This window comes from Microbispora sp. NPDC046933, from assembly GCF_040644635.1.
GTDB lineage: Bacteria > Actinomycetota > Actinomycetes > Streptosporangiales > Streptosporangiaceae > Microbispora.
Genome location: NZ_JBEYWW010000057.1, coordinates 1 through 23,628 on the forward strand (window position 1 = coordinate 1; position 23,628 = coordinate 23,628).

Below are 23,628 nucleotides of genomic sequence, written 5' to 3' on the forward strand. Positions count from 1 at the left end.
GTGCGCGGGGTGAAGGTCCGCAGCCAGCCGGTGATGTTGGCGTCGATCTGGTCGATCCGCCACCCGGGGTGCCCCTCGTGGTCGTGGTCACCCAGACTCGCGGGCCCGTTGTACTGCGACCCGACGAAGTCGATCGTGTAACGGCCCGCGGCCAGGCGCTGCCACAGCCCGATCCGATAGCCGCCGGGCACCTGGGTGCCCTCGGTGATCGAGTCGCCCAGCGGCATGACCCGCACCCCGCCGTTCGACTCCGCGATGGCGGTACCCGTGCCCATCAGCGTGCCCGTCACCGCCACGACCATGGCCAGCAGTGCCGCGGTCGACCACCGTCTCCACGTGCGCACGGTCAGCCCTCCAACCGGATGTCGGTGAGGCCGGTTCGGCCCATGGCGGAACCCCGGCCGGCCTTCGCCGAGCCGGCTACGACGGTGACTCCGGCGCCGACCGGGCGCAGAAGGCATGCGATCTTCATAGGTGCTCCTGGGAGTGTGCGGGACAGACTGTGGAGCGTGCGGGACAGACTGCGCTGTTACCGCTCACATGCAGAGGGTGGACTAGGGGGCCGGTTCGTCGCCCGGCCCGCGCAGGAGCCGCCTTGATTCCGGCGGAATCCTGTTAACGCTAACATCAACGCCTACAAGGCCGCGCCTCCTCTCCCCGCCGACGTAGGTGGTGGTGCGGCGGAGCAAATACGACGCGCCGATCCCGCGTCAAGGCTCCCGTCCCTCTCCGGCCGGCCCTCCGGTCTGCCGGGGTGCCTCATCTGCTGCGACTGAGGCGGGCCTCGACCGCTGCGGGGTGCGGGAAATGAAAGTTTCACGACAACGCGCCGGCGCCGGCGAGTCGATCGAGCCTTCCGCGAGGGCTGACGAAATTTCACTCAGCAACGATCGGAAGAAATGCCAGCGTGACGGCCAGAGCTTCTCTTGTGGTCATCGAAACGATCTGTCTTGTTCTTGACGCGTTTCGCGATGGTTTCCAGAGTGACTGCCCGGACGGTCGTCTCCTGCGGGGCGGTGGCGGACGGCAGGGGCCGCCGTACTGCGGCACCAACCTCCGATGGGCCATCACCGCGGTGTGACCGAACTCCCGCGCCGCCCGCGTGCGACAGCCGGCGCGAGGGGAAGCACTCGCATGACGGCCGGGCGTGCCGCAGTGAAGGCGTCAGGAACGGTGATCCCGGGCGCGCGCGGGTCCGGTCGTGCCACGCAGGGAGATGGGCGGCGCGACCAGGAAATGGCCGTGCGGGGTGGCGGGATCGGCGATCAGCCGGATGAGCATCTCGACGGCGCGGGCGCCGAGCTCGCCGGCGGGCACGTCGGCGGCCGTGAGCGGAGGATGCAGGTTCTCCGCCCAGTGCCGCGCGGAGACGCCGGCGATGGAGAAGTCGCGGGGCACGACCAGGCCGGCCTGGGCGAGCGCGTGGTACATCCCGGGGGTGGCGGCCTCGTTGATGGTGGCGATGGCGGTCAGGTCGGGGTGCTCGTCGAGGAGCCGCTCGACGCAGGACACCCCCGATTGGGCGTCGTCGGCGCAGCACGTCTGCACACCGTGCAGACGACGCTCCGCCATCGCGCTGGTGAAACCGGCCTGGGCGCGGTGGCCGGGACCGTACCCGGCCGCCACCAGCTCCTCCGAGCGGTTGACCAGGGCGATGCGGCGATGCCCGAGGTCGGCGAGGTGGTGCACGCAGTTGGCGATCAGCTTCTCGTAGTCGATGTCCACCCAGGAGAGCTCCTCGGGGCGGCTGGTGCGGCCGATTCCGACGAAGGGCAGCCCGGCCTGCCGCAGGCGGGTGACCCGGTCGTCCTCCAGCCTTATCTCCATGAGGATGACGCCGTCCACGCGCCTGCCGCCGACCACACGCTCGAACGACCGGTCGTGCTCGCCCCCGGACGGTGACAACAGGACGTCCAGGTCGGCACGTGCGGCGGCGTCGACGACGCTGGCCACGAAGCCGAGCTGCATGTCGGTCAGGCGCCGGCTGGCAGGGGGGATGACCAGGCCGACGGTGTGGGTCCTGCCTTCCTTGAGTGCCTTGGCGGCGGCGTTGGGCCGGTAGCCCAGCTCGTCGATGACCGCTTGGATGCGCCGGCGGGTCTCCTCCGACACAGGGCGCTTGCCGCTGAGGGCGTAGGAGACGGTGCTGCGCGCCACGCCCGACCGTTTGGCGATCTCCCCGATGTTCACCGGCGCTCCTCACCTGATCCGACCGATACGCACATCGTAGGGTCGAATCGAGCGCGTGGAATGACGTCTGCGAATCCTGCGGTCTTCTACTCGGCCCCGTTGACTGTGCCGTCTACAGGCTTCGAAGCATGCGAACCGATTCGACTCCTCGGGGGACGAAGCGTGCGGGTCCTGCGTGCGGGCCGTGAGCCCACGAGGCCGGACGCCGGTTGGACGGGCGGTGCACGTCCAACCGGCGTGGCGGCTACAGGCGAAGCGAATGGGCGACGCCGGTCATCGAATCAGCTTCGGGTCCACTTCTGGCTGGTCGTGCCGGTGCAGGACCACAGTTGTGCCTTCGTGCCGTTCGAGGTGCCGAAGTTGCTCGCCTCAAGGCACAGGCCGGACTGCACGCCGGTGATGGTGCCGTCGGCGTTGACGTTCCACTGCTGGTTGGCCTGCCCGTTGCAGTCCCAGATGATCGCCCTGGTGCCGTTAGCGGTTCCGGCGGCCTCGGCGTCCAGGCACTTGTCGCCGTACACCTGCAGCTGCCGGGAGGAGGTGTACGTCCACTGCTGGTTGGCCTGGCCGTTGCAGTCCCACAACTGGAGCTGCGTGCCGTTCGTCCGCGACAGGTTCGGCACGTCGAGACAGCGGCCTGCGTTGACGTTGCGCAACGCCGACGTCGACCCGCCGCCGGTCGAGGGGGGCAGGAGCGTGATCGTGAAGGTGTCGTCGATGGCGGTGTGCGGCAGGTTGACGGTCGTGCCGTTGCCGGACAGGGTCGCCACGGTGTTCTGGACGGTGACGGGTCCCTGGACCGCGCCGCCGCCGTTGTACGGAACGCGCTCGACCACCACCCGCACCTGGTTGTTCTGCACGATGCCGCTCGTGGTGTCCAGACGCTGCAGGTTGACGGCGACGTTCCCGGTCGTGCTGCCTCCGCCGACCAGGATCTTCGCGTTCCCACTCGCCTTGGTGGCGAACGCGTCGTAGGAGGTGCTGGGGGTGACGGACACGATCTGGCCGGTCTGCGAGCCGTAGAAGCGGTAGACCCACCACTCGCCCTTCGGGGAGTACTGCCCCGCCGAGTTGTGGACGAGGAGACTGGCCAGGTCGTTGTGCAGGTTGCTTCCACCGGCCCAGTTGGCCCGCAGACCGTCGGCGCCGGCTCTTTCCAGCCGTGCGATGTACCAGGCGCCGTCGGCGGGGTTCTGCTCGTTGGACGCCCCGTACTCGTTGATCTGGTACGGGCGGGGGTGGGCGATGCCGCGGGAGTTGAGAGTGGTGTCGGCGGTGGCGACGTTGGAAACGGGGTCACCGGGCAGGGAGTGCCAGCTGACGATGTCGGGCACGACGTTGTTGGCCTTGACGTAGTCGAGGTACTGGGTCCACCAGCCGCTGGTGGACGGCACGCAGGCGCAGCTGGGGCCCACGATCAGGTGAGAGGGGAAGGCGGCGCGGATGCGCTGGTAGGCGCGGCGCCACATCTCGAAGTACTGCGACTGGGGACGGTTCCAGAACAGGGTGATGTTGGGCTCGTTCCAGATGTCCCACTGGACCGGAGCGCCGGTCGCCCGCACGTCGTCGATGACGCGGGTGAGGAAGTTGTCGTAGTCGGTCCAGTTGCCGCCGTCCCCCGGGAAGCGCGAGATCGGGTAGCCGTCGGCGCCCCACAGGTCGTGCACCAGCAGGACGAACTGGCCGCCCAGCGACCGGGTGCGCAGCAGCTGGGCGCGGGTGGCGTTCCAGCGGCGGTCGTACTTGCCCGACACCCATCCGCCGGGGCTGTCGAGCTGCGCGCCGCCGGCGCGCATGTACCGGAACTTCACGTCGGTGAAGTAGTTGTCCGGGGGCGCGGCCGCGTTCTCGGTCATGCCGTAGATCCACCCCGATGCCCGGTAGGCCGGGGAACCACCCGCGACCGAGAAGTCGACGGTGATGGACTCGTTGGCGGCCTGGGCCGGCGCGGCGGTCGCGACGACGGTCGCGACGACGAGCGTCGCGGCGGAGAGGAGGGCGGCCAGGCCGCGGCGGCGTCCATGCCGCCAACCGGAAGTGATGTTCACTCGTGACTCCTTCGACGGAAGGGGGGTGGGGATCGCAGGATGAGCCGCGGGCCTCGTCCTGGAGCCTGTGGTGTCGCCGTCCGGCGGTCGGGTGAAGCGAACGGGCGGTCTCAACGCGGGCGGCGCTGTCGAATCGATTCGCACACAGGGTAGATTTGGGCGAGAAGGCATGTCAATCACATGTGTCCCGTGTATGAAGGCCATATGACCCGATACCTGAACATGTGATGGTTCTTCGGGTTGGGGCGCGAAACTTTCAGCTCATGGCTGGTTTCGAATCGTTTCGCCGCAGTGCTTCGGCAAGCCCTGATATCAGTCGCGCGTGGTGAAAGCGCCGGCGGCGGACATGGCGGCGATGAGCCGGTGCCCCGGATAATCGGCGAGCCGAGGGAACCGCCCGCGGTGGTAGCAGGCCCAGTAGCTCGCCACGCGCTGCCGCATGAGGGCGAAGAGCCGGGGATTGTCGGTGAGGAAACGGCTGTAGGCCAGGTGGGCGGGGGAACCCGGGACGCCGAGGTCGCCGAGAGCGGCGTCGATGTCGGCCACGATCTCCAGGACGTATTCCCCGACGAGATGAACGACGTAGGGGAGGACCCATGGTTCAAGGCTGCCGATGATTTGTTTGAGGTGGTGCTGACGCACGAAGCCGTCGTGGTGGCGGGTGTAGAGGCAGTGCAGGATCGTCCGCTGGAGCGGTGTCAGGCCGTCGAGCCTTTCAGGGGAGACTTCCGGGTTGTAGATCCGTCCGGGGATGGTCACCCGGTCGTCGCCGACGGTCGCGCGGAACGAGCCCACCGGAGAGAAGCGGGCCTTGGGCAGGACGCGGACGGCGGCGCGGACCTCATGCGCGAGGGCATCGGGGAAGGCGCAGGTCGGCGACTCGTTCAGGCCGGAAGGGCCCGGCTCCCGGGCGTCGTCGACGCAGCCCACAACCTGACCGTGTAGCTCGGCGACCCACACCTGCGTGGCCGGGAGCATGACGTCGGTGATCCAGGCCTGGGTCTGCTCGTCGGAGTGCAGGCGGGGCAGGTAGGTCATCTGGGCGCGGGCGGCGAGGAAGACGTCGGTGATGGGCCCGGCGTCGCCGGACCAGGCGCGGCGGATCAGCGGCAGGGCGTCGTGCGCGATCAGTTCCGCCATCTTTCGAACGGTTCGAGGTCCGCCGGGCGATACGGCGCGTCTGTCGAGGTCCTGGACCCACTTGACCGCGACCGCGGCGACCTGGATGGGTTCGGTGCGCAGGCGGTCGGCGTCGTCCTCGGCGAACGCTTCGAGCACCTCTTCGTGCAGGATGTGCCGCCAGGTCGGCCGGCCTTCGGCTGAGGCGTCGGTCACGGCCCGTTTGGCGAGGTCGGCCTCGGGCTCGTACGCGGGCCCGGTGCCGTCGGGGTGTTCCTGCGGGCCCCACATCGCGTCCTGGGCGGCGCGTTCCGCTGCCACGTCGGTCAGCACTCGGTTCAGCGAACCGGGCAGGCCGTAACCGCCGGGCTGCGTCATCGTGTCGCTGTCCGTTCCTTGGACGCTGGTCCGGATGCCGGTCAGTCGAATCGACCGCCTGACCACTGTGCACGGTGGTGACGGCGTCGGGCGGCAGGACAAGGAACGCGACGGCGGGGTGACGCAACCACCTGGGCGGGATGATGGGCCGAAGTTGCCATGGACGCGGGAACCGAGCGTCCGGGCCACCTCGGCCGGTGGCGGCGCACGGCTGGAGGCGGGAGAGCCGGTGACCGGATCAGAGTGACCGCAGCCCAGGGGATCAGCGCGGGTAGACCTTGGGCTGGGGCGGGGTGGACTGTGAAGGACCTCTCACGGCCACCCTTGTAATGAACGAACTAGTGAGTTAACTTCAACGTCACAAGTCGCACTGGAACGGACACCCCGCACCAGACAGGGCTTGGCATCCTGTTATCCCTCAATAGGTAACTTTGCTATGGGTGAGCCCCTGGCCCGACACGGCACCCCCGTTCTCAGCGGTCACCCCACCCCCTTCGCGCGCGACCCGGGTCGCCGCCCGATGTCACAGAGGAGACCGCCGTGTCGGCTGTTCCCGAGGACCGTCCCCATGCCGCACCGGGCAAGCCCCGTAAGGCCGCGCTCGCCGCGTGGATCGGCAGCGCCCTGGAGTACTACGACTTCTTCATCTACGGCACCGCCGCAGCGCTGGTCTTCAGCAAGATCTTCTTTCCGGAGTCGGCCCCGGCGACCGGAACGCTGCTGGCGCTGGCGACCTTCGGCGTCGGCTATCTGGCCCGTCCCGTGGGCGCCTTCGTGCTCGGGCACATCGGTGACAAGTTCGGCCGCAAGCGGGTGCTGGTCGCCACGCTGGTCCTGATGGGACTGTCCACCTTCCTGGTCGGCTGCCTGCCGACGTACGCCGACATCGGCGTGCTCGCCCCCGTGCTGCTGGTCGTGCTGCGGCTGCTGCAGGGCTTCTCGGTGGCGGGGGAGCAGGCCGGAGCCAACTCCATGACCCTGGAGCACGCCCCGCCAGGACGCCGCGCCTACTACACGAGCTTCACGCTCAACGGCACCCAGGCCGGGCAGATCCTGGCCACGGCCGTCTTCCTCCCGATCGCGGCGCTCCCCGAGGACCAGCTGCTGACCTGGGGCTGGCGGGTGCCGTTCTGGCTCAGCCTGGTGGTCGCCGCGGTCGGTCTGCTGATCCGCAGGACCCTCGAGGAGACTCCCGCCTTCGAGCAGGAGGTGGCCGAGGGCGGCGTCGCCAAGATGCCGCTGGCCGTGCTGTTCCGCGACCACTGGAAGGACGTGCTGCGGGTGGTGGTGGCCGCCGTCATCGCGTCCGTCAGCACGATCTTCACGGTTCACGCGCTGTCCTACGCGGTGAACACGATGAAGCTCGACCGCACGCCCATGCTCTGGGTCGGGGTCCTGGCCAACGTGGCCGCCCTGATCGCCATCCCGCTGTTCGGAAGGCTCTCCGACCGGGTGGGCCGCAAGCCCGTGTTCGTCGGCGGCTCGCTGGGGTGCGCGCTGCTGATGTTCGGTTACCTGTGGTCGATCTCGGCGGGCGACTACCTGCTGATCTTCGTGATCGGCATCCTCATGTTCGGCGTCGTGCACAGCGCGACCAGCGGCGTGTGGCCGGCCTTCTACGGCGAGATGTTCAGCACCCGCGTGCGGTTGTCGGGGATGGCCGTCGGCACCCAGATCGGCTTCGCGATCGCCGGGTTCGCGCCCACGATCGCCACCGCCGTCGCGGGCACCGGCCCAGACAGCTGGTTCGGGGTCGCGGCCTTCACCGCACTGCTGTGCCTGGTCAACGTGGCGGCGGTGGCGACGGCGCGGGAGACCTATCGGGTGCCCACCGACGAGCTCGGTCTCGTGGGCGCGGCGCGGGTCAAGGTGCCCGCATGAGCGAGCGTAGCGAGCGAATCAATAGGCACAGTGTCTGGCGAATGCCACTCCGAGCCGAAGGCGAGGAGGTGGCATGAGTGAGTTCCGCGTCCACGCCATCCGGTACGCCGAGCGCGAGGGCCGCCGCGGCCAGCACTTCCACGGATACGACGACCGCTGGGATGAACCGCATCCCACGGCCTACTACGTGTGGCTCGCGGTCTCCGAGAACCACACCGTGCTGATCGACAGCGGCATCCGTCCGGAGCGCGCCGCCGGCATCGCGGGGATGACCTATCTGGCCTCGCCCGCGCGGACGCTGGCCGAGATGGGCGTCGACCCGGCGTCGGTGGATCACGTGATCCTCACGCACCTGCACTACGACCACACCGGGACCGCCCGCGACTTCGACCGTGCTCGATACGTCCTGCAGCGGTCGGAGCTCGACTACTGGACGGGGCCATGGGCCGAGCGCGTCACCCGCGAGCAGTGGCTGCTCGACCGGGACGACGTCGGCCACCTTCTGAAGGCGGGCGAGGACGGCCGGCTGCTCCTCGTCGACGGGGACGTGGAGCTTCTCCCGGGATTGAGCGTCCACCTGGTGGGCGGGCACACCGCCGGCATGCAGGTGGTCCGGATCGCCACCGCGCGCGGCGACGTGGTCGTGGCCTCCGACGCGAGCCACTACTACGAGAACATCCGCGAGGACCGGCCCTTCGCGATCCTGCACAGCATGACCGGCATGTACGCGGCCTTCGACCGCATCAACGAGCTGGCCGGAGGGCCGGAGCTGATCCTCCCCGGTCATGATCCCGAGGTGCTGGCCGTGCACCCGCCTTTCTCGGAGGCCCTGACGGGACGGGTCGCGGTCATCGCCTGACCCTTACGCCGGCGCCGGCCGGTGCGGCTTTCCACACCGGCCGGGCTGGTCTATAAAAGTAACGTACTAGTTCGTACATAAGGGAGCGCCGATGCCGCCCGACCCCCGCGTACTCGTCCTCAACGGGCCCAACCTCAACCTGCTCGGCCGCCGTGAGCCCGCGGTGTACGGGACCACGACCCTGGCGGACATCGAGGCACTGTCGCTCGCCGCCGCCCGCGAGCACGGCCTGGCCCTCGACTTCCGGCAGAGCAACCATGAGGGCGTGCTCATCGACGCCGTGCAGGAGGCGGGGCGCGAGATGGACGCGATCGTGATCAACGCGGGCGGCTACACGCACACGTCCGTCGCGCTGCGGGACGCGCTGGCCGCCGCAGGACTGCCCGTGGTCGAGGTTCACCTGACCAACATCCACCGGCGGGAGCCGTACCGCCGTCACTCGTACGTGTCGGAGGTCGCCGACGCGCTGATCTGCGGCGCGGGGGCGCACGGCTACGCGCTCGCCCTCGCCCACGCGGCCGTGCTCCTGAAGAAGGAAGGACGATGACGTCATTTCTGGTGGGGCTCATCGGGGCGGGGATCGGACCCTCGCTCAGCCCACCCCTGCACGAGCGCGAGGCCGGCTTCCACGGCCTGCGCTACATCTACCGGCTGATCGACATCGCCGAACTCGGGCTGCCCGCGGAGGCCGCCGGCGATCTGGTGACGACGGCCCGCCGTTTCGGCTTCACCGGGCTCAACATCACCCATCCCTGCAAGCAGACGGTCATCGAGCATCTGGACGAGCTGTCGCCCGACGCCGAGAAGCTGGGCGCGGTGAACACCGTGGTGTTCGACGGCGACCGCGCCGTCGGGCACAACACCGACTGGACCGGGTTCGCCGAGTCGTTCGCCCGCGGCCTGCCCGACGCGGCGACCCGCCGGGTCGTGCAGCTCGGCGCGGGCGGGGCGGGCTCGGCGGTGGCGCACGCGCTGCTGACCCTGGGAGCCGACCGGGTGACGCTGGTGGACGTCCAGCAGGACCGGGCCGTCGAACTGGCCGTCAAGCTGGCCCGGCGCTTCGGGACGGGCCGCGCCGTCGCCGCCACGGCAGACCGGCTGCCCGCGCTGCTCGCGGGGGCCGACGGGCTGGTCAACGTCACTCCCACCGGGATGGCCGCGCATCCCGGCCTGCCGCTGCCCGCCGAACTGCTCACGCCGGACCTGTGGGTGGCCGACGTGGTGTACCGGCCGCTGGAGACCGCGCTGCTGCGGCAGGCCCGCGCGATCGGCTGCCGCACGCTCCACGGCGGCGGCATGGTCGTCTTCCAGGCCGCCCATGCGTTCCGCCTGTTCACCGGCCGCGAGCCGGACGCGGAACGGATGCTCGCCCACATGACCGACCTCGTCGCCGCCTGAGGAGCCGCCAATGCGCAAGGCCATCGCCACGGTGTCGCTGAGCGGCACCCTGGCCGAGAAACTCGACGCCATCGCGGCGGCCGGCTTCGACGGCGTGGAGATCTTCGACAACGACCTGGCCGCCAGCGCCATGTCGCCGGAGGAGGTGCGTGCGCGGGCCGCCGACCTCGGCCTGAGCATCGACCTCTACCAGCCGTTCCGGGACTTCGAGGCCGTCCCCGCCGACCTGCTCGAACGCAACCTGCGCAGGGCCCGGCACAAGTTCGCGGTCATGGAACGACTCGGCGTCACCCGGCTGCTTGTCTGCTCGAATGTCAGCGCCGCAGCCGTGGACGACGACGCGCTGGCGGCAGGGCAACTCCGCCTGCTCGCCGAGGCGGCGGCCGGCCACGGCATCACGATCGCCTACGAGGCCCTGGCCTGGGGGCGGCACGTCAACGAGTATCTGCACGCCTGGCGGATCGTCCGGATGGCCGACCACGACAGTCTGGGCACCTGCCTGGACAGCTTCCACATCCTGTCGCGTGGCTCCGATCCGGGCGGCATCGAGGCCATCCCCGGCGACAAGATCTTCTTCCTGCAACTGGCCGACGCGCCGCTGATGGCGATGGACGTCCTCCAGTGGAGCAGGCACCACCGCTGCTTCCCCGGTCAGGGCGGTTTCGACCTCGCCGGACTGCTGGCACACGTGCTGCGCACCGGCTACAGCGGTCCGCTGTCGCTGGAGGTGTTCAACGACGTGTTCCGGCAGGCGGACACCGCCCGCACCGCCGTGGACGCGATGCGCTCGCTGATCGCCCTGGAGGAGGAGACCGCCGCGCGGCTGCCGGACGCCGCCGCGCTCGCCGTTCCGCCGCCGCCCGTGCAGCCCACCGGGTTCGCCTTCGCCGAACTGGCCATGCCCGAGACCGCCGCGCCACCGCCGGCCGGGGCCGCGCCGGGACGGAACGCGCTGGAACCGCTGCTCGTGGCGCTCGGGTTCGCCCACACCGGCACACACAGGGGTAAGCCGGTCCAGTTGTGGGAGCAGGGGGAGGCCCGGATCCTGCTCAACACCGGCGAGCCCGCCGACGTGCCGGCGGTGGCGGCGATCGGGCTGGAGTCACCCGATCCGGCCGGATCGGTCAAACGCGCCCAGTCGCTGCTGTCACCGGTGCTGCCGCGACGCCGTGCTCCGGGCGAGGCGCCGCTCGACGCGGTCGCGGCCCCCGACGGCACCGCGTTGTTCTTCTGCCGTACGGCACAGCCCGACCACCCGAGCTGGACCGGCGACTTCGCCCCGGTCCGGGCGGGACGGCCCGGCGACGAGATCACCCACATCGACCATGTGGCGCTGACCCAGCCCTGGCACCACTTCGACGAGGCCGCCCTGTTCTACCGCGGCGTGCTCGGACTGACCCCGCAGGAGAGCCTCGAACTGCCCGACCCGTACGGACTGCTGCGCAGCCGGGCGATGACCAACGCCGGCGGCACGGTCAGGATCGCGATCAACGTGGGCTACGTGGGCGGCCATCCCTCGGCTCCCGACGCTCCCTGGCAGCACGTCGCGCTGGCGAGCCGCGACATCCTCGCCACGGCCCGGCGACTGCGTGAGGTCGGCGGGCTGGTGCTGCCCGTCCCCGCGAACTACTACGACGACCTGCGCGCCCGGCACGACCTCGCCCCGGAGCGGCTGCGGACCTTACGGGAGCTCGACCTGCTGTACGACCGCGACGCCTCGGGGGAGTTCCTGCACCTGTACACGGTCACCGCCGGCCGGATGTTCTTCGAGGTCGTCCAGCGATTCGGCGGATACCAGGGGTACGGGGCGCAGAACGCGCCGATCCGGCTCGCCGTCCAGCACGGCCCCGTACCGTCGGCGGGACGGCAATAGGATGAGGCCGACCCTGACTCACCGGCCTCAGTGGAGCGTCATGTCCTCCCAGCCCGCCACCCGTCCCCCCGGGGATCGCTTACGTGACGCCGAGCGGACCAGGGCGGAGATCCTGGAGGTCGCGCAACGGGAGTTCGCCAGGAACGGGTACGCCGGGGCGCGGGTGGACGAGATCGCCGCGCTCACCCGCACCACGAAGCGGATGATCTACTACTACTTCGGCGGCAAGGAGCAGTTGTACGTCGCGGTGCTGGAGAAGGCGTACTCCGACGTCCGGGCCGTCGAGCGGACCGTCGACGTGGAGCATCTGGCGCCGGTGGAGGCGATCCGCACGCTCGCGGAGCTGACCTTCGACCACCATGACGCCCACCGGGACTTCATCAAGCTGGTCAGCATCGAGAACATCCACCACGGCGAGCACATCCGCAAATCCGAGGTGCTGGCCAACCTGGGCACCCCGGTGCTGGACCTGATCTCCCGGATCCTGGACGCCGGGCAGGCCCAGGGCGTCTTCGTCACCGACGCCGACGCCATCGACGTGCACATGATGATCAGCGCCTTCTGCTGCTTCCGCATCTCCAACCAGCACACCTTCGGCGCCCTGTTCGGCCGCGACATGACCGCGCCGGAGCACCGCGAGCGGCAGCGCGCCATGATCGGAGAGATGGTGGTGGCCTACCTGACCGGGGCGGGCAGGCGCGCCGCGACGTGACCGCGGCGCGCTCCCGGTGTGCCTTCTACCTGCAGAAGGGCGCCATGCCGAGCACGGACTTGATCCCGCCCAGGAGGTGCTGGAGGAAGTACTGGTCGCCCTCCATGGGCTCGTCGGTCCATGCCTTGACGTCGTGCCCCAGGGTCGTGACCCAGGAGCGCCCGCCGTCGTAGTACTGACACCACGAGACGGGGTGGTCGCCGCCGTGCCCGGGGTGGCCGAGGTTCCCGCGCGTGCCCTGCGGCATGGTGGTCTCGTCCACCCGCGCGAGGAACCGCACCTCGGTGGGGAAGGGCACCAGGTTGTACCACTCGTCGGTGAAGTTCCAGCGCTTCGGCAGGCCCTCGGTCGAGGCGTCGTGCTTGTCCACCACCTCGACCGTGCCCGGCTGGTTCGGGCCGTGGTCGTAGAAGTTGGCGTTGCCGAGCAGGCCCTCGTACCAGGGCCAGTTGTACTCGGTGCCGAACGCGTTGTGGACGCCGATGAAGCCGCCGCCCGCGCGGATGTACTGCCGCAGCGCGGTCTGCGCGCCGTCGTCCAGGGCGTCGCGCGTCGTGCTGAGGAACATGACGGCGTTGTACTTCAGCAGCGTCTGGGCGCTGGCGAGCTGGGTGACGTCCTCGGTGTAGTCGACGGCGAAGCCGTTCTCCTGCCCGAGCTTGATCACCGCCTTGACGGCGACGTTGTTGTCGTTGAGCGGCGGGTTGAGGCCGGGGCCGAGCGCGGTGCCGAGGTGCGCGTGCCGGGGGCCGGCCGTGCGGGTGTAGACGAGGACGCGGTAGCCCTTGGCCGGGTCGAAGTTGCCCCAGTCGTGATAGCAGCGTGGATCCACGCCGCGGCAGACGCCGTAGTCCGGGTCGCCGAGATTGGTGGCTCCCCGGGGGTTGCCCGCGGTGGTGCCGGCCGAGGTGGGAGCCGCCAGCGTGACGACGGTCGCCGCGGCCGCGGCGGAGAGCGCGGCGGTGAACAGGGTGGAGCGTCTGATCCTCATGGGAGGCCTTTCTCGATCCGCTAGATGGACCATCAGAACCATCTAGAGGTCGAAGGTAACCACCTCCCTGTAGTCACCACAACCCCTTGTGATGGTTATGAAACCTCTTGTTTCCGGGTTCCAACCGGCCTATTGTGCGTCCATTAAACGGATCTATAGGTCCATTCTATGGACCATAGGAGAGCTCCCGTGGACAGACGACGATTCCTGGCCGGCGCCGCCGGCGTCACGGCGGGTGCGGCCGCGCTGACCGTCCCCGCCGCCGCCCGCGCCGACGTGCAGGACGACCTCGCCGTACCGGCGCCTCGCCAGCCCAAGGCGTTCGGCGAAGCGGGCCGCGACTACCCCAAGGTCTGCGGCAACCTCGCCAACACCAACCACTCGACCCTGAAGCGGATCACCCCCCGCAACGTGAAGAAGCTGGGCGGGGCCTGGCACGTCAACCTGGAGGGCGGCAGCACCGCCAGCCCGCAGCAGAGCACCTGCGTCGTCCAGGACGGCGTCATCTACGTCCAGACGACCCAGCAGAACGTCTTCGCCGTGGACGGCCGTACCGGACAGATCAAGTGGAAGACCAACCTGGGCACGAAGACCACCAACATGCGCGGCGTCGCCGTCGCGGAGGGCCTCGTGTTCTCCACCTCGGGCGCCAACATCGTCTACGCCCTGAACAAGGACACCGGGGCGGTCGTCTGGCAGAGGCAACTGATGACCGAGGGCGAGGCGGGCGGCGCCGACAGCGGTTGCGACCCGTCCAACGGTCAGTGCGGGGGTCTCACCGGCACCCTCGCCGGGGCGATCGTCCACTGGGACGGCCTGATCTACGTCGGCATGCAGGGCAGCACCGGTGGCGCCCGCGGCCGGGCGTACGCGCTGGACGCCGCCACCGGTGAGATCGCCTGGATCTTCTGGAGCGCGCCCGGCGAGGGGCAGTTCGGCAACGACACCTGGGAGGGCGACTCCTGGAAGACCGGGGGAGCGGTGCCCTGGATCCACCCCGCGATCGATCCCGAACTCGGGCTGGTCTACTGGACCTTCGGCGGCTCCTATCCCCGCCTCGACGGGTCGAGCCGCGGTGGCGACAACCTGTTCGCCAACTCGATCGTCGCCCTGGACGCCAAGACGGGCAAGCGCAGGTGGCACTTCCAGTCGGTGCACCACGACATCTGGGACCTGGACAACGTCATGGCGCCGGTCCTGATCGACGTGAAGATCGACAAGCGGGTACGCAAGGCCGTGGTCTACGGCAGCAAGGTCGGCATGTTCTACATCCTCGACCGGACGAACGGCGAGCCGCTCCACGGGATGGAGGAGCGGCCGGTGCCGCAGGACGAGCGGCAGAAGACGTCCAAGACCCAGCCGTTCCCGGGCGGCGAGTCGTTCATCCCCCAGGCTCCGCGCTTCGACAACGCCACCCGCCCGGTGCCGTTCTACGCCTGGGGCGGCCTCTACACGCCGCACTGGGACCGGGCCACGATCATCTTCCCCGGCGCGGGCGGCGGTGGCGACTGGGCGCACCTGTCGTTCAACCCCGAGACCGGCTGGATCTACGTCGGGTACGGCCTGATCAACTCGGGCTTCTCCAATTCCAGGGACGGGCGGGTCAACACCTCCCGGCCGCTGGGGGAGTACTTCGCCGGCGGGATCGCGGCAGTGGATCCCCGTACGAACAAGCCGGTGTGGACGCTGGACCGGGAATGGTCCCTGGCCCACGGCAACGGCATTCTGACCACGGCGGGCCGAGTGATGTTCCAGGGCGGTCCGGACGGCGTCCTGCACGCGATGGACGACACCAACGGCGACGTCCTGTGGAGCTTCCAGTGCGGCGCGGGCGTGCACACCAGCCCGGTCAGCTACGAGATCGACGGCGAGCAGTACATCGCGGTGTTCGCCGGCGGCAACGGGTTGCCCTATCCCGACATCCCGCGCGGCGACCACCTGTGGGCGTTCAAGCTCGGCGGGACCGTCCCGCCCGCGCCGGCCCCCGTGCCCCCGAAGAAGCGCAACGACATCCGCGTCGCGGCCGTGAACGGCACGACCGTCACCCTGGGCCGCGTCTGGGACAACGCCACCCAGCGCCCCGGCGCCAAGGAGAACACGGTCGCGCAGAACGCGATGGCGCCGCAGCATCTGCGCGTCCCCGTCGGCACGACCGTCACCTTCGTCAACCCCGCCGACAACGCCTACGCGCACGCCGCCGTCTCGTTCTTCGAGTACGAGTTCGACAGCGGTGTGCTGATGCCCGGTCAGTCGTTCACCCACACCTTCGACACCCCGGGTGAGTTCTTCTACAACGACGCGATCTTCCCGCAGAGCACCGGCAAGATCGTCGTCTACTGACCCCCAGGACGAACGCGGAAGCGCCCGCCGTGACCTCGCGGCGGGCGCTTCGGCATGGTGCGCCGACGAGCCTCCGGACGCGTTTCGCATCGCCGGAGGCACAAGAAGGAGGGGCGGAGGCGATAAGAGGAGGGCCGGCGACCCGGCCCTCCTCCGACCTCAGAGCTGGGTGGGCAGGATCGACGGCGGGATGGGGCCCTTGTTGCGGCGGCCCTGCTGGGACTCCTCCCAGGCGTGGGCCAGGATGCCGACGCTGCGGCTGAGCACGAACAGGCCTCTCGCGAGCGGCGCGGGGAAGCCGAGCTCGGCGTAGACGACCGCGGTCGCGCCGTCGACGTTCATCGGGACCGGCCTGCTCCTGCCCCTGTTGAGGATCTCTTCCACCTCGCGTGCCGCCCGCAGATGGCGCCCGGGGACGACGCCGCCGGCGACCGCCTCCTCCACCAGGCCGAGCAGCGGATCGCGACGCGGGTCCCTGCTGTGGAAGCGGTGGCCGAAGCCCGGCAGGTATCTGCTGCGGGCACGCCAGGCGGCCACCGCCTCCTCCGCGGACCCCCGCTCCAGCACGTCCTCCAGGAGTTCGACGCATTGCTGACCGGCCCCGCCGTGGGAGTCCCCGAGCAGGTTGACGCCGGAGGCGACCGCGCTGTTGAGGCCGACGCCGCAGGTGGCGGCCATCCGGGCGACCGCGATCGAGGGAGCGTGCGGGCCGTGGTCGACGGAGCACACGAGCGCCGCCTCCAGCAGCGCCGCCTGCCGGGGCTCGGGCAGCGCGCCACGCAGCATCAGCCACACGATCTCGGCGAACCCGGCCTTGCCGATCAGCTCCTGAACCGGTAGTCCGCGCAGCTCGATGACGTCCGGGGCGATCCGCGACACACCGGTCGCCCACCAGTCGGCCGCCGCCGTGGCCTGGCCGAGCGTGTCGTGGCTCATGAAGTGGCCGCCTTCCCCGCCGCGGCGGCCGGAGCCGCATCGGAGATCGCCGGAGCGGCCGGTGCCGGTACGAAATCCGCGGTGTGCTCGCCGAGAAGCGGAGGCGGCGCGGACGGCCCCAGTGGACGGCCGTCCACCACGACGCCGTTGCTCACGACGGTGAGCCGCCGCGCCGAGCCGTCCGGGAAGGGCAACTCGGTGAAGAAGCCCCGATGCGCCAGTTGCTCCAGGGTGAGGGTCTGGCGCAGGGTCAGGATCCGCCCCGCGGGGACGCCCACCTCGGACAGGTCCTGCTCCCACTCCTGCGCGGTCCTGGTGCGTAGCACGGCGTTGAGCTCGGCGTTCAGCTCCTCCCGGTTGCGCTTGCGCGCCTCACGGGTGGCGAACCTGGAGTCCTGCGCCAGGTCGGGACGCCCGATCACCCGGCACAGCTTCAGGAACTGCTCCTGACGGTTGGCGGCGATGTTGAGCGGGCCGTCGGCGGCGTCGAAGGTCCCCGACGGCGCCGCCGTGGCGTTCTGGCGCCCCATCGGCTCGGGGTCGATCCCGCTGATGAGGAGGTTCGACACCGCCCAGCCCATCGCCGAGATGGACGCCTCCAGCATGGACAGGTCGAGGAAACACCCCCGGCCCGTACGGCTCCGCCCGGCGAGCGCCGCCGACACCGCCATGGCCGCCGACAGGCCGCCTATCGTGTCGCACACGGGGAATCCGACCCGGAGCGGCACGGTCTCCGGGGTGCCGGTGATGCTCATCATCCCCGACAGCCCCTGCACGATCTGGTCGTACGCGGGCGCGGTGCTCATCGGCCCGCTCTGCCCGAAGCCGGAGATGGCGCAGTAGACCAGGCGCGGGTTGAGCTCGCGCAGGCGATCCCAGCCGTAACCGAGCCGGGCCATCACCCCGGCGCGGAAGTTCTCCAGCAACACGTCGGCGCCGGCGACGAGCTCCTCGAAGGCGGCACGTCCGGCGTCGTCCTTCAGATCCAGTTCCACGGACTTCTTGCCCGCGTTCTGCGCGAGGAACGACGCGCCGATGCCGGCCTCGTTGAGCTCGGTCTCGGCGCCCAGACGGCGGGCGAGATCGCCTCGCCCCGGCACCTCCACCTTGATCACTTCAGCGCCCAGCAGCATCAGCTGATAACTGCAGTACGGTCCGGCGAGCACGTTGGTCAGGTCGACGACCCTGATCCCCGCGAGGGGTAACTCCTGCATTCGGGCACACCTCCAGCGGCGCCGTCACGGACGACGCCGTCTTGTCACGTGGTTGTGGAAAGTCGTTGTCCCCGCACGCTCGCCGCGAGCTAGGCGAGCGGGTGGTCGAAGCCCCGTTCCGACATGCGGCGGGCCACGTCGGCCAGCTCCTTGGCGAACTCCCGGACCCGGTCCTCGGTGAAACGCTGGGTCGGTCCGCTCAGGGTCAGCGCGGCCACCACCGAGCCCGACGCGGCGACGACCGGAACGGCCACCGCGGACAGACCGGTGTCCCGCTCCCCGTGGCTGGTGGCGTATCCGGCCCGCGTCGCCTCGGCGATCCAGTCCCGCAGAGTCGCCAGGTGTGCCGCTCCGTGCGGCGAGGTGGCCGCGATCCGCTCCAGCAGCTCCGGCTTGGCATCCCTGAGCAGGACCTTCGACGAGGCTCCGGCCCACATGGGCAGCTCGTCGCCGATGCGTACGACGTGGCGCAGGGCCTGCGTGCCTTCCTGCTGGGCCACGCAGACCCGGAAGATGCCGCGGGCGACGTACAGGTTGACGGTCTCGCCCTGCCGCAACGCGAGCTGGCGCATCATGGCCTGGGTCTCCGGCGGCAGCTCCCACGCCCGCTTGGCCAGGTGGGCCCAGCGCCACAACGCGGGGCCCGCGGTGTAGCCCTTGGGCGTGGCCCACAGCAGCCCCATCTGCTCCAGCGTCTGGAGCAGCCGGATCGCGGTCGTCTTGGCCAGGCCGGTGGCCTCCACGACCTCCCTGATCGTGATCGCCGGCCGGTCCTCGGTGAGCAGCGACAGGATCTCGAACGCGCGCTGCACGCTGCGGACGCCGCCGGCTTCGCCGGATTCGGATGAAGGCACAGGTCCTCACTAGACAGTAGGGATGGCGCGGTGGTGTCACCGCGACCTCGGTCGCGTCGGACAAATCATGCCCTGCGCGCCTGGTCCGGATGGTGCGTCGCCGCGACATCGCTGCGACGCGTCCGTCCGGCTCCACGCGCACGGCGGGCAGCCTTTGCCAGGCACTCCCAGCGGCCGGGATGCCGTGCCCGTAACGGCTCTGAAACTTCCTATTGCCAGAACGTCCGGGCACCCGTACGTTAACACCCAGTCCACACTGCGGTCCATAAGTACCGCTTAGCGGATCAGCTTGAGGAGAGGTCTTTGGACAGCATCAGCCGAGCCGGCTGTTTCATCGCAGGTCAGTGGGTGTCCGAGGGGGAGTGGCTCGAACGGGCCGGCCCCTATGCCGGGCACGTGGTCAGCCAGGCTCGGATCGCCGGGCCCGACGACGTGACCACCGCCCGCCGGTACGCGCGAGAGCAGGCGAGAACCGTGGCCCGGCTCACTCCCGCGGTGCGGGCGGCGGTCCTGGAAGAGGCGGCGCGGATGGTGATCGGACGGAGGGACGAGTTCGCCCGCCTGCTCGCCCTCGAACTCGGCAAGCCGCTGAAGGACGGCCGGGGCGAGATGACGCGCGTGGCCGACACGTTCGCGGTGTGCGCGGCCGAGGCCCGTTCCCTGGGCGGGGAGGTGCTTCCCGTCGCGGGCTGGGAACGCGGTGCGGGCACCACGGCCCTGACCTACCGGGCGCCCGCGGGCGTGGCGCTGGCGATCACCCCGTTCAACGCCCCGGCCAACCTGCTGGCCCACAAGCTCGGCGCATCGTTCGCGGCGGGCAACACGACGCTGGTCAAACCGCCCCCGCAGGCGCCGGCCGTCTCCGCCGCGCTGGTGGGCCTGCTCCTGGAGGCGGGAATGCCGCCCGAGGCCGTACAGGTGCTGCACGGAGACGGCGCGCTCGGCGCCGCGCTGTGCGCCGCGCCCGAGGTGTCGGTCGTCAGCTTCACCGGCAGCGCGGCGACCGGCGCGGCCGTGGCCCGCGCGGCCGGGCCGAAACGGCTGGCGCTGGAGCTGGGCGGCAACGCCGCCACCATCGTCTGCGAGGACGCCGACATCGACCGGGCGGCGAGGATCTGCGCGGCCACCGGCTACAGCAACTCCGGGCAGAGCTGCATCTCGGTCCAGCGGGTGTACGTCCAGCGCAGCCGGTTCGACGAGTTCGTCGAGACGTTCACCACGCAGGTGCGGTCGCTGGTGGTGGGCGACCCGCTCGATCCGGCCACGGACGTGGGGTCGATGGTCGACGAGGAGGCCGCCGAGCGGGTCGTCCGCTGGACCGCCGAGGCCCGCGACCGCGGGGCCGTCGTCACCACCGGTGGCACCAGGAACGGTGCCGTGGCGGCGCCCACGGTCGTGGCCGGCCCGCCGCCGGACGCCACGCTGGTGCGCGAGGAGGTCTTCGGCGCGCTCGTCGCGGTCCTGCCGTACGACGGCTTCGACGAGGTCCTCGCCGAGTGCAACCGCAGCAGGTACGGCCTGCAGGCGGGACTGTTCAGCCACGACATCCGGCGCATCATGACGGCCTGGCGCGAGCTGGAGGTGGGCGGCCTGGTCGTCAACGGTTCCTCCAACTTCCGGCTCGACCACGTGCCGTTCGGCGGCGTGAAGGACTCCGGCATCGGCCGCGAGTCGCCGCGGTGGATGCTGGAGGACTTCACCGTCGTCAAGACGCTGCTCCTGCGCGGCGTCTCCGTGTGGGGGGAATGATCATGACAACAGAGGGAACGCCGATGACCGCCGCCCACGCGCTGGTGGCGCAGCTCGAACACCTCGGAGTGGAGTACGTCTTCGGGACGTGCGGCCACACGAACATCGCGGTGCTGGACGCCCTCCGCGACAGCCCCATCGAGTTCGTCATCGCCCGGCACGAGCAGGCCGCCGCGCACGCGGCCGACGGCTACGCCCGCGCCTCCGGCAAGCCCGGGGTCCTGCTGGTGCACGTCGGCCCGGGCCTGACGAACGCGGTCACCGGCGTGATGACCGCGGCGCTCGACTCGATCCCGCTGGTCGTGATCGCGGGCGACGTGCCGTCCTACTACCGCGGCCGGCACCCCCATCAGGAGGTGAACCTGCACGCCGACGCCGACCAGACCTCGATCGTCCGGCCGTTCGTGAAGCGGGCCTGGGAGACCCATCGGGCCGAGGACCTGCTCCGCAACGTCGAGCGGGCCTTCTGGACGGCGACCTCGGGCCGGCCGGGCGCCGTCATGGTCAACGTGCCGATGGACCTGTTCTCCCGTCCGCTGGCGGCCGGTCCGCGCCCGCCGGTGCGGCTCGCGGCCCCGCCCGACCTGCCGCAGGCGGTGGCCGAGCGCATCGCCGACGCCCTGGCCGGCGCCGAGCGCCCGCTGGTCTACCTCGGCGGCGGGGCCAGGGGAGAGGACGGCGGCGCCGCGCTGCTGTCCCTGATCGAGCACCTGGACATCCCCCTGGTGCACTCGCTCATGGCCAAGGGCGCGGTGCCCGACGAGCATCCGCTGGTGCTGGGCATGCCGGGCTTCTGGGGCCTGGAGCTGACCAACCGCTACACCCGCGAGGCCGACGTCGTCCTCGCACTGGCCACCCGCTTCGCCGAGACCGACGCCAGCTCCTGGGATCCCCGCTACACCTGGGCCTTCCCGCCGGGCAGGCTCATCCAGATCGACATCGATCCGGCGGAGATCGGCCGCAACTACCCGGTGGAAATCGGCGCCGTCGCCGACGTCACGCTCGCGCTGCGGGCGATCGCGGACGCGGTCAAGGCGCGGCGTCCGGTCAGCAGGCCCGAACTGCGGCAGGAGATCGGAGCCGCACGCCGCGAGCTGTTCACGGCCAGCCGGGAACGAGGCACCAGCGAGCAGTTCCCCCTTCGGCCCGAGCGCATCCTGGCCGACCTTCGCGACGCCGTGCCGGCGGACACGATCCTGGTCACCGACGTCGGCTGGAACAAGAACGGTGTGGCGCAGTGCTACGAGCTGCCGCCCGAGGGGAGGTTCATCACCCCCGGTGGCGCCTCCACCATGGGATTCGGCCCGGCGGCCGCGGTGGGCGTGCAGATCGCCCGGCCGGATGCCACCGTGGTGGCCCTCATCGGGGACGGCGGGATGAGCGCGCAGCTGCCCGCCGTTCCGATGGCCGTCGAGCAGGGGGCGCCGGTCGTCTTCGTCGTGATGAACAACCGCGCCCACGGCACGATCTCCGACCTGCAGTCGGCCAGCTACGGGCAGAGCTACGGGTGTGACTTCCGCACGCCGGAGGGCGAGGCGTACAGTCCGGACTTCGCCGCGTTCGGCCGCTCGTGCGGAGCGGACGGGTACTCGGTCGCCGGTCCGGCGGACCTGCCGGCCGCGCTGCGTGCCGCCCTGGCCGCCCGCCGGCCGGCGGTGATCGACGTGCCGATGGTCAACGAACCGGTGCCTACGCCGGGGCACTGGAACATCAAGGACATCTACCACGGCGTGTTCGCCGACTGACCCGCTCCGCCGCCGCCAACCGTTGCGCTTTCGAGATTCCCCGCGGCGACGTGGCGTCGTATAACTAACGTACTCGTTCGTACATTACGCCCGTGCGTCCGCGAGATGCCGGGCCCCGCACCACCACCCCCCTCTCGTAACGAGGTGACAGTCATGTCCTCCATCTCCTGGCGCCGATCCCTGGCCGTGCCGGCCATCGCCGCGTCCCTGGCCACGCTCGCCGCCTGCGCCGCACCCGGCGAATCGAACGAGTCCGGCGCGAACGCCACGGGACCCATCAAGATCGCGAACATCAACGCCCAGAGCGGGCAGCTCAGCCCGCTCGGCAAGTGGGAGAGCAAGGGCGTCAAGCTCGCCGTCGACGAGGCGAACAAGGCCGGTGGCGTCAACGGCCGGCAGATCCAGCTCGACCTCTTCGACGACCAGGGCGACCCGACGATCGGCACCAACCTGGCGCGCAAGATCGCCAGCGAGGGCTACATCGCGATGTTCGGCACCGCCGAGAGCGCGGTCACGCTCGCCATGGCCCCCATCCTGAAGGACGCGAAGATCCCCAACATCACGTCCGGCCAGTCGCCCAAGCTCGCGGACCTGAAGAGCCCCTTCCTGTTCCTGAACGCTCCGACCAGCGTCGCCTACGACGAGACGCTGGCCAAGTACCTGGTCGAGTCCAAGGGCTTCAAGAAATACGCGCTGATCAGCAACAACGGCTCGTACGGCGCGGGCGAGCACGACGCCTTCCTCGCCTCGCTCAAGACCCGCGGGATCACCCCGGTCGCCGACGAGGTCGTCACGCCCGACCAGAAGGACTTCAGCGCCGCGCTCACCGGCATCCGGCAGAAGGACCCCGAAGTGCTGTTCATCGGCGCCGAGGAGGTGGAGTCGGGCCTCATCGCCAAGCAGGCCCGGGAGCTCGGCCTCAAGGCGGTCCTCGCCGGCGGCGCCCCGATGGGCACCGAGCCGTACATCAGCACGGCGGGGGAGGACAACGCGGAGGGCTCGGTGGTCAGCTCGCCCTACCTGAGCAACGACGCCACCGACGCGAGCCGCGCCTTCGCCGCCGCGTACAAGGCCGCCTACAACGAGGAGGCCGAGTTGCACGGCGCCAAGGCCTACGACGGCGCCCGCATCGTGATCGAGGCGCTCAAGGCCACCGGCGGCGAGGGCGGGCAGAAGCTGGCCGACGCCATCCGCGCCACCAAGCACTCCGGGCTGCTCGGCGACTTCGCCTACGACGAGTCGGGGGTCGGCCTCCACTCCACCCGGATCGCCGTCATCAAGTCCGGCAAGCTCGTCGCCGAGAGCGCGAGCTGATCTCGGCCGTCGTCCGGGGCGGCCGGT

At 70.3% G+C, this 23,628-nt stretch carries 18 protein-coding genes and 1 pseudogene; 10 read left to right on the forward strand and 9 right to left on the reverse strand.

The window, feature by feature from the left end:
• The 5 genes and pseudogenes from ABZ857_RS41615 to ABZ857_RS41635 form a co-directional block, all read right to left on the reverse strand.
• Nucleotides 1-344, reverse strand: a pseudogene (locus tag ABZ857_RS41615) (SGNH hydrolase); the annotation flags it as partial.
• A 2-nt stretch (nucleotides 345-346) separates the two neighbouring features.
• Nucleotides 347-472, reverse strand: a complete 126-nt coding sequence (locus tag ABZ857_RS41620; RefSeq protein WP_357055618.1) for a hypothetical protein — start codon at nucleotides 470-472, stop codon at nucleotides 347-349.
• 692 nt (nucleotides 473-1,164) lie between these two features.
• The gene (locus tag ABZ857_RS41625; RefSeq protein ID WP_357055621.1) at nucleotides 1,165-2,190 is read right to left on the reverse strand and encodes a LacI family DNA-binding transcriptional regulator; all 1,026 of its coding nucleotides are present in this window, start codon (nucleotides 2,188-2,190) and stop codon (nucleotides 1,165-1,167) included.
• A 281-nt stretch (nucleotides 2,191-2,471) separates the two neighbouring features.
• Nucleotides 2,472-4,238: a ricin-type beta-trefoil lectin domain protein gene (locus ABZ857_RS41630; RefSeq protein WP_357055624.1), complete on the reverse strand. Its 1,767-nt coding sequence runs from the start codon at nucleotides 4,236-4,238 to the stop codon at nucleotides 2,472-2,474.
• Nucleotides 4,239-4,550: 312 nt separating this feature from the next.
• Complete coding sequence (locus ABZ857_RS41635) at nucleotides 4,551-5,735, reverse strand: hypothetical protein (RefSeq protein ID WP_357055627.1); 1,185 nt, start codon at nucleotides 5,733-5,735, stop codon at nucleotides 4,551-4,553.
• Between the two features lie 540 nt (nucleotides 5,736-6,275).
• On the opposite strand from ABZ857_RS41635, the gene ABZ857_RS41640 reads away from it, so the two are divergent.
• The 6 genes from ABZ857_RS41640 to ABZ857_RS41665 all read left to right on the forward strand — a co-directional run bounded on the left by ABZ857_RS41640 (nucleotide 6,276) and on the right by ABZ857_RS41665 (nucleotide 12,458).
• Nucleotides 6,276-7,616, forward strand: coding sequence for an MFS transporter (locus ABZ857_RS41640; RefSeq protein ID WP_357055630.1), 1,341 nt, complete (start codon nucleotides 6,276-6,278; stop codon nucleotides 7,614-7,616).
• A 73-nt stretch (nucleotides 7,617-7,689) separates the two neighbouring features.
• Nucleotides 7,690-8,475, forward strand: a complete 786-nt coding sequence (locus tag ABZ857_RS41645; RefSeq protein ID WP_357055633.1) for an N-acyl homoserine lactonase family protein — start codon at nucleotides 7,690-7,692, stop codon at nucleotides 8,473-8,475.
• Between the two features lie 91 nt (nucleotides 8,476-8,566).
• The gene (aroQ, locus tag ABZ857_RS41650) at nucleotides 8,567-9,022 is read left to right on the forward strand and encodes a type II 3-dehydroquinate dehydratase (RefSeq protein WP_357055636.1); all 456 of its coding nucleotides are present in this window, start codon (nucleotides 8,567-8,569) and stop codon (nucleotides 9,020-9,022) included.
• Complete coding sequence (locus ABZ857_RS41655) at nucleotides 9,019-9,873, forward strand: shikimate dehydrogenase (protein ID WP_357055639.1); 855 nt, start codon at nucleotides 9,019-9,021, stop codon at nucleotides 9,871-9,873. The genes aroQ and ABZ857_RS41655 overlap by 4 nt, the downstream gene beginning before the upstream one ends.
• Nucleotides 9,874-9,883: 10 nt before the next feature.
• Complete coding sequence (locus ABZ857_RS41660; RefSeq protein ID WP_357055642.1) at nucleotides 9,884-11,746, forward strand: TIM barrel protein; 1,863 nt, start codon at nucleotides 9,884-9,886, stop codon at nucleotides 11,744-11,746.
• A 40-nt stretch (nucleotides 11,747-11,786) separates the two neighbouring features.
• A complete protein-coding gene (locus tag ABZ857_RS41665) occupies nucleotides 11,787-12,458 on the forward strand; it encodes a TetR family transcriptional regulator (RefSeq protein ID WP_357055645.1) in 672 nt (223 codons plus the stop codon).
• Nucleotides 12,459-12,483: 25 nt separating this feature from the next.
• On the opposite strand, the gene ABZ857_RS41670 is transcribed toward ABZ857_RS41665, so the two are convergent.
• Entirely contained in the window at nucleotides 12,484-13,449 is a 966-nt protein-coding gene (locus ABZ857_RS41670; RefSeq protein WP_357055649.1) for a ThuA domain-containing protein, read from the reverse strand.
• Nucleotides 13,450-13,638: 189 nt separating this feature from the next.
• On the opposite strand from ABZ857_RS41670, the gene ABZ857_RS41675 reads away from it, so the two are divergent.
• Nucleotides 13,639-15,789, forward strand: a complete 2,151-nt coding sequence (locus ABZ857_RS41675; protein WP_357055652.1) for a PQQ-binding-like beta-propeller repeat protein — start codon at nucleotides 13,639-13,641, stop codon at nucleotides 15,787-15,789.
• A 159-nt stretch (nucleotides 15,790-15,948) separates the two neighbouring features.
• Here ABZ857_RS41675 and ABZ857_RS41680 read toward each other — a convergent pair whose 3' ends face one another.
• From ABZ857_RS41680 to ABZ857_RS41690, 3 genes are all read right to left on the reverse strand, one after another.
• The gene (locus ABZ857_RS41680; protein ID WP_357055654.1) at nucleotides 15,949-16,725 is read right to left on the reverse strand and encodes a citryl-CoA lyase; all 777 of its coding nucleotides are present in this window, start codon (nucleotides 16,723-16,725) and stop codon (nucleotides 15,949-15,951) included.
• Nucleotides 16,722-17,939, reverse strand: a complete 1,218-nt coding sequence (locus ABZ857_RS41685) for a CoA transferase (RefSeq protein ID WP_357055657.1) — start codon at nucleotides 17,937-17,939, stop codon at nucleotides 16,722-16,724. The genes ABZ857_RS41680 and ABZ857_RS41685 overlap by 4 nt, the downstream gene beginning before the upstream one ends.
• Before the next feature lie 89 nt (nucleotides 17,940-18,028).
• Nucleotides 18,029-18,793, reverse strand: coding sequence for an IclR family transcriptional regulator (locus tag ABZ857_RS41690; RefSeq protein WP_357055660.1), 765 nt, complete (start codon nucleotides 18,791-18,793; stop codon nucleotides 18,029-18,031).
• A 303-nt stretch (nucleotides 18,794-19,096) separates the two neighbouring features.
• On the opposite strand from ABZ857_RS41690, the gene ABZ857_RS41695 reads away from it, so the two are divergent.
• From ABZ857_RS41695 to ABZ857_RS41705, 3 genes are all read left to right on the forward strand, one after another.
• On the forward strand, nucleotides 19,097-20,542 hold the full coding sequence (locus ABZ857_RS41695; RefSeq protein ID WP_357055663.1) for an aldehyde dehydrogenase family protein: 1,446 nt from the start codon (nucleotides 19,097-19,099) through the stop codon (nucleotides 20,540-20,542).
• A gap of 2 nt (nucleotides 20,543-20,544) precedes the next feature.
• Entirely contained in the window at nucleotides 20,545-22,287 is a 1,743-nt protein-coding gene (locus tag ABZ857_RS41700; protein WP_357055666.1) for a thiamine pyrophosphate-binding protein, read from the forward strand.
• Between the two features lie 153 nt (nucleotides 22,288-22,440).
• Complete coding sequence (locus tag ABZ857_RS41705) at nucleotides 22,441-23,601, forward strand: ABC transporter substrate-binding protein (RefSeq protein WP_357055669.1); 1,161 nt, start codon at nucleotides 22,441-22,443, stop codon at nucleotides 23,599-23,601.
• Nucleotides 23,602-23,628 lie beyond the last annotated feature (27 nt).

Bases quoted from the DNA above. Each gene is read 5' to 3' on its own strand.
- ABZ857_RS41620 (WP_357055618.1), bottom strand. From the start codon at position 472: ATGAAGATCGCATGCCTTCTGCGCCCGGTCGGCGCCGGAGTCACCGTC.
- ABZ857_RS41635 (WP_357055627.1), bottom strand. From the start codon at position 5,735: ATGACGCAGCCCGGCGGTTACGGCCTGCCCGGTTCGCTGAACCGAGTG.
- ABZ857_RS41645 (WP_357055633.1), top strand. From the start codon at position 7,690: ATGAGTGAGTTCCGCGTCCACGCCATCCGGTACGCCGAGCGCGAGGGC.
- aroQ (WP_357055636.1), top strand. From the start codon at position 8,567: ATGCCGCCCGACCCCCGCGTACTCGTCCTCAACGGGCCCAACCTCAAC.
- ABZ857_RS41655 (WP_357055639.1), top strand. From the start codon at position 9,019: ATGACGTCATTTCTGGTGGGGCTCATCGGGGCGGGGATCGGACCCTCG.
- ABZ857_RS41660 (WP_357055642.1), top strand. From the start codon at position 9,884: ATGCGCAAGGCCATCGCCACGGTGTCGCTGAGCGGCACCCTGGCCGAG.
- ABZ857_RS41665 (WP_357055645.1), top strand. From the start codon at position 11,787: ATGTCCTCCCAGCCCGCCACCCGTCCCCCCGGGGATCGCTTACGTGAC.
- ABZ857_RS41670 (WP_357055649.1), bottom strand. From the start codon at position 13,449: ATGAGGATCAGACGCTCCACCCTGTTCACCGCCGCGCTCTCCGCCGCG.
- ABZ857_RS41680 (WP_357055654.1), bottom strand. From the start codon at position 16,725: ATGAGCCACGACACGCTCGGCCAGGCCACGGCGGCGGCCGACTGGTGG.
- ABZ857_RS41685 (WP_357055657.1), bottom strand. From the start codon at position 17,939: ATGCAGGAGTTACCCCTCGCGGGGATCAGGGTCGTCGACCTGACCAAC.
- ABZ857_RS41700 (WP_357055666.1), top strand. From the start codon at position 20,545: ATGACAACAGAGGGAACGCCGATGACCGCCGCCCACGCGCTGGTGGCG.
- ABZ857_RS41705 (WP_357055669.1), top strand. From the start codon at position 22,441: ATGTCCTCCATCTCCTGGCGCCGATCCCTGGCCGTGCCGGCCATCGCC.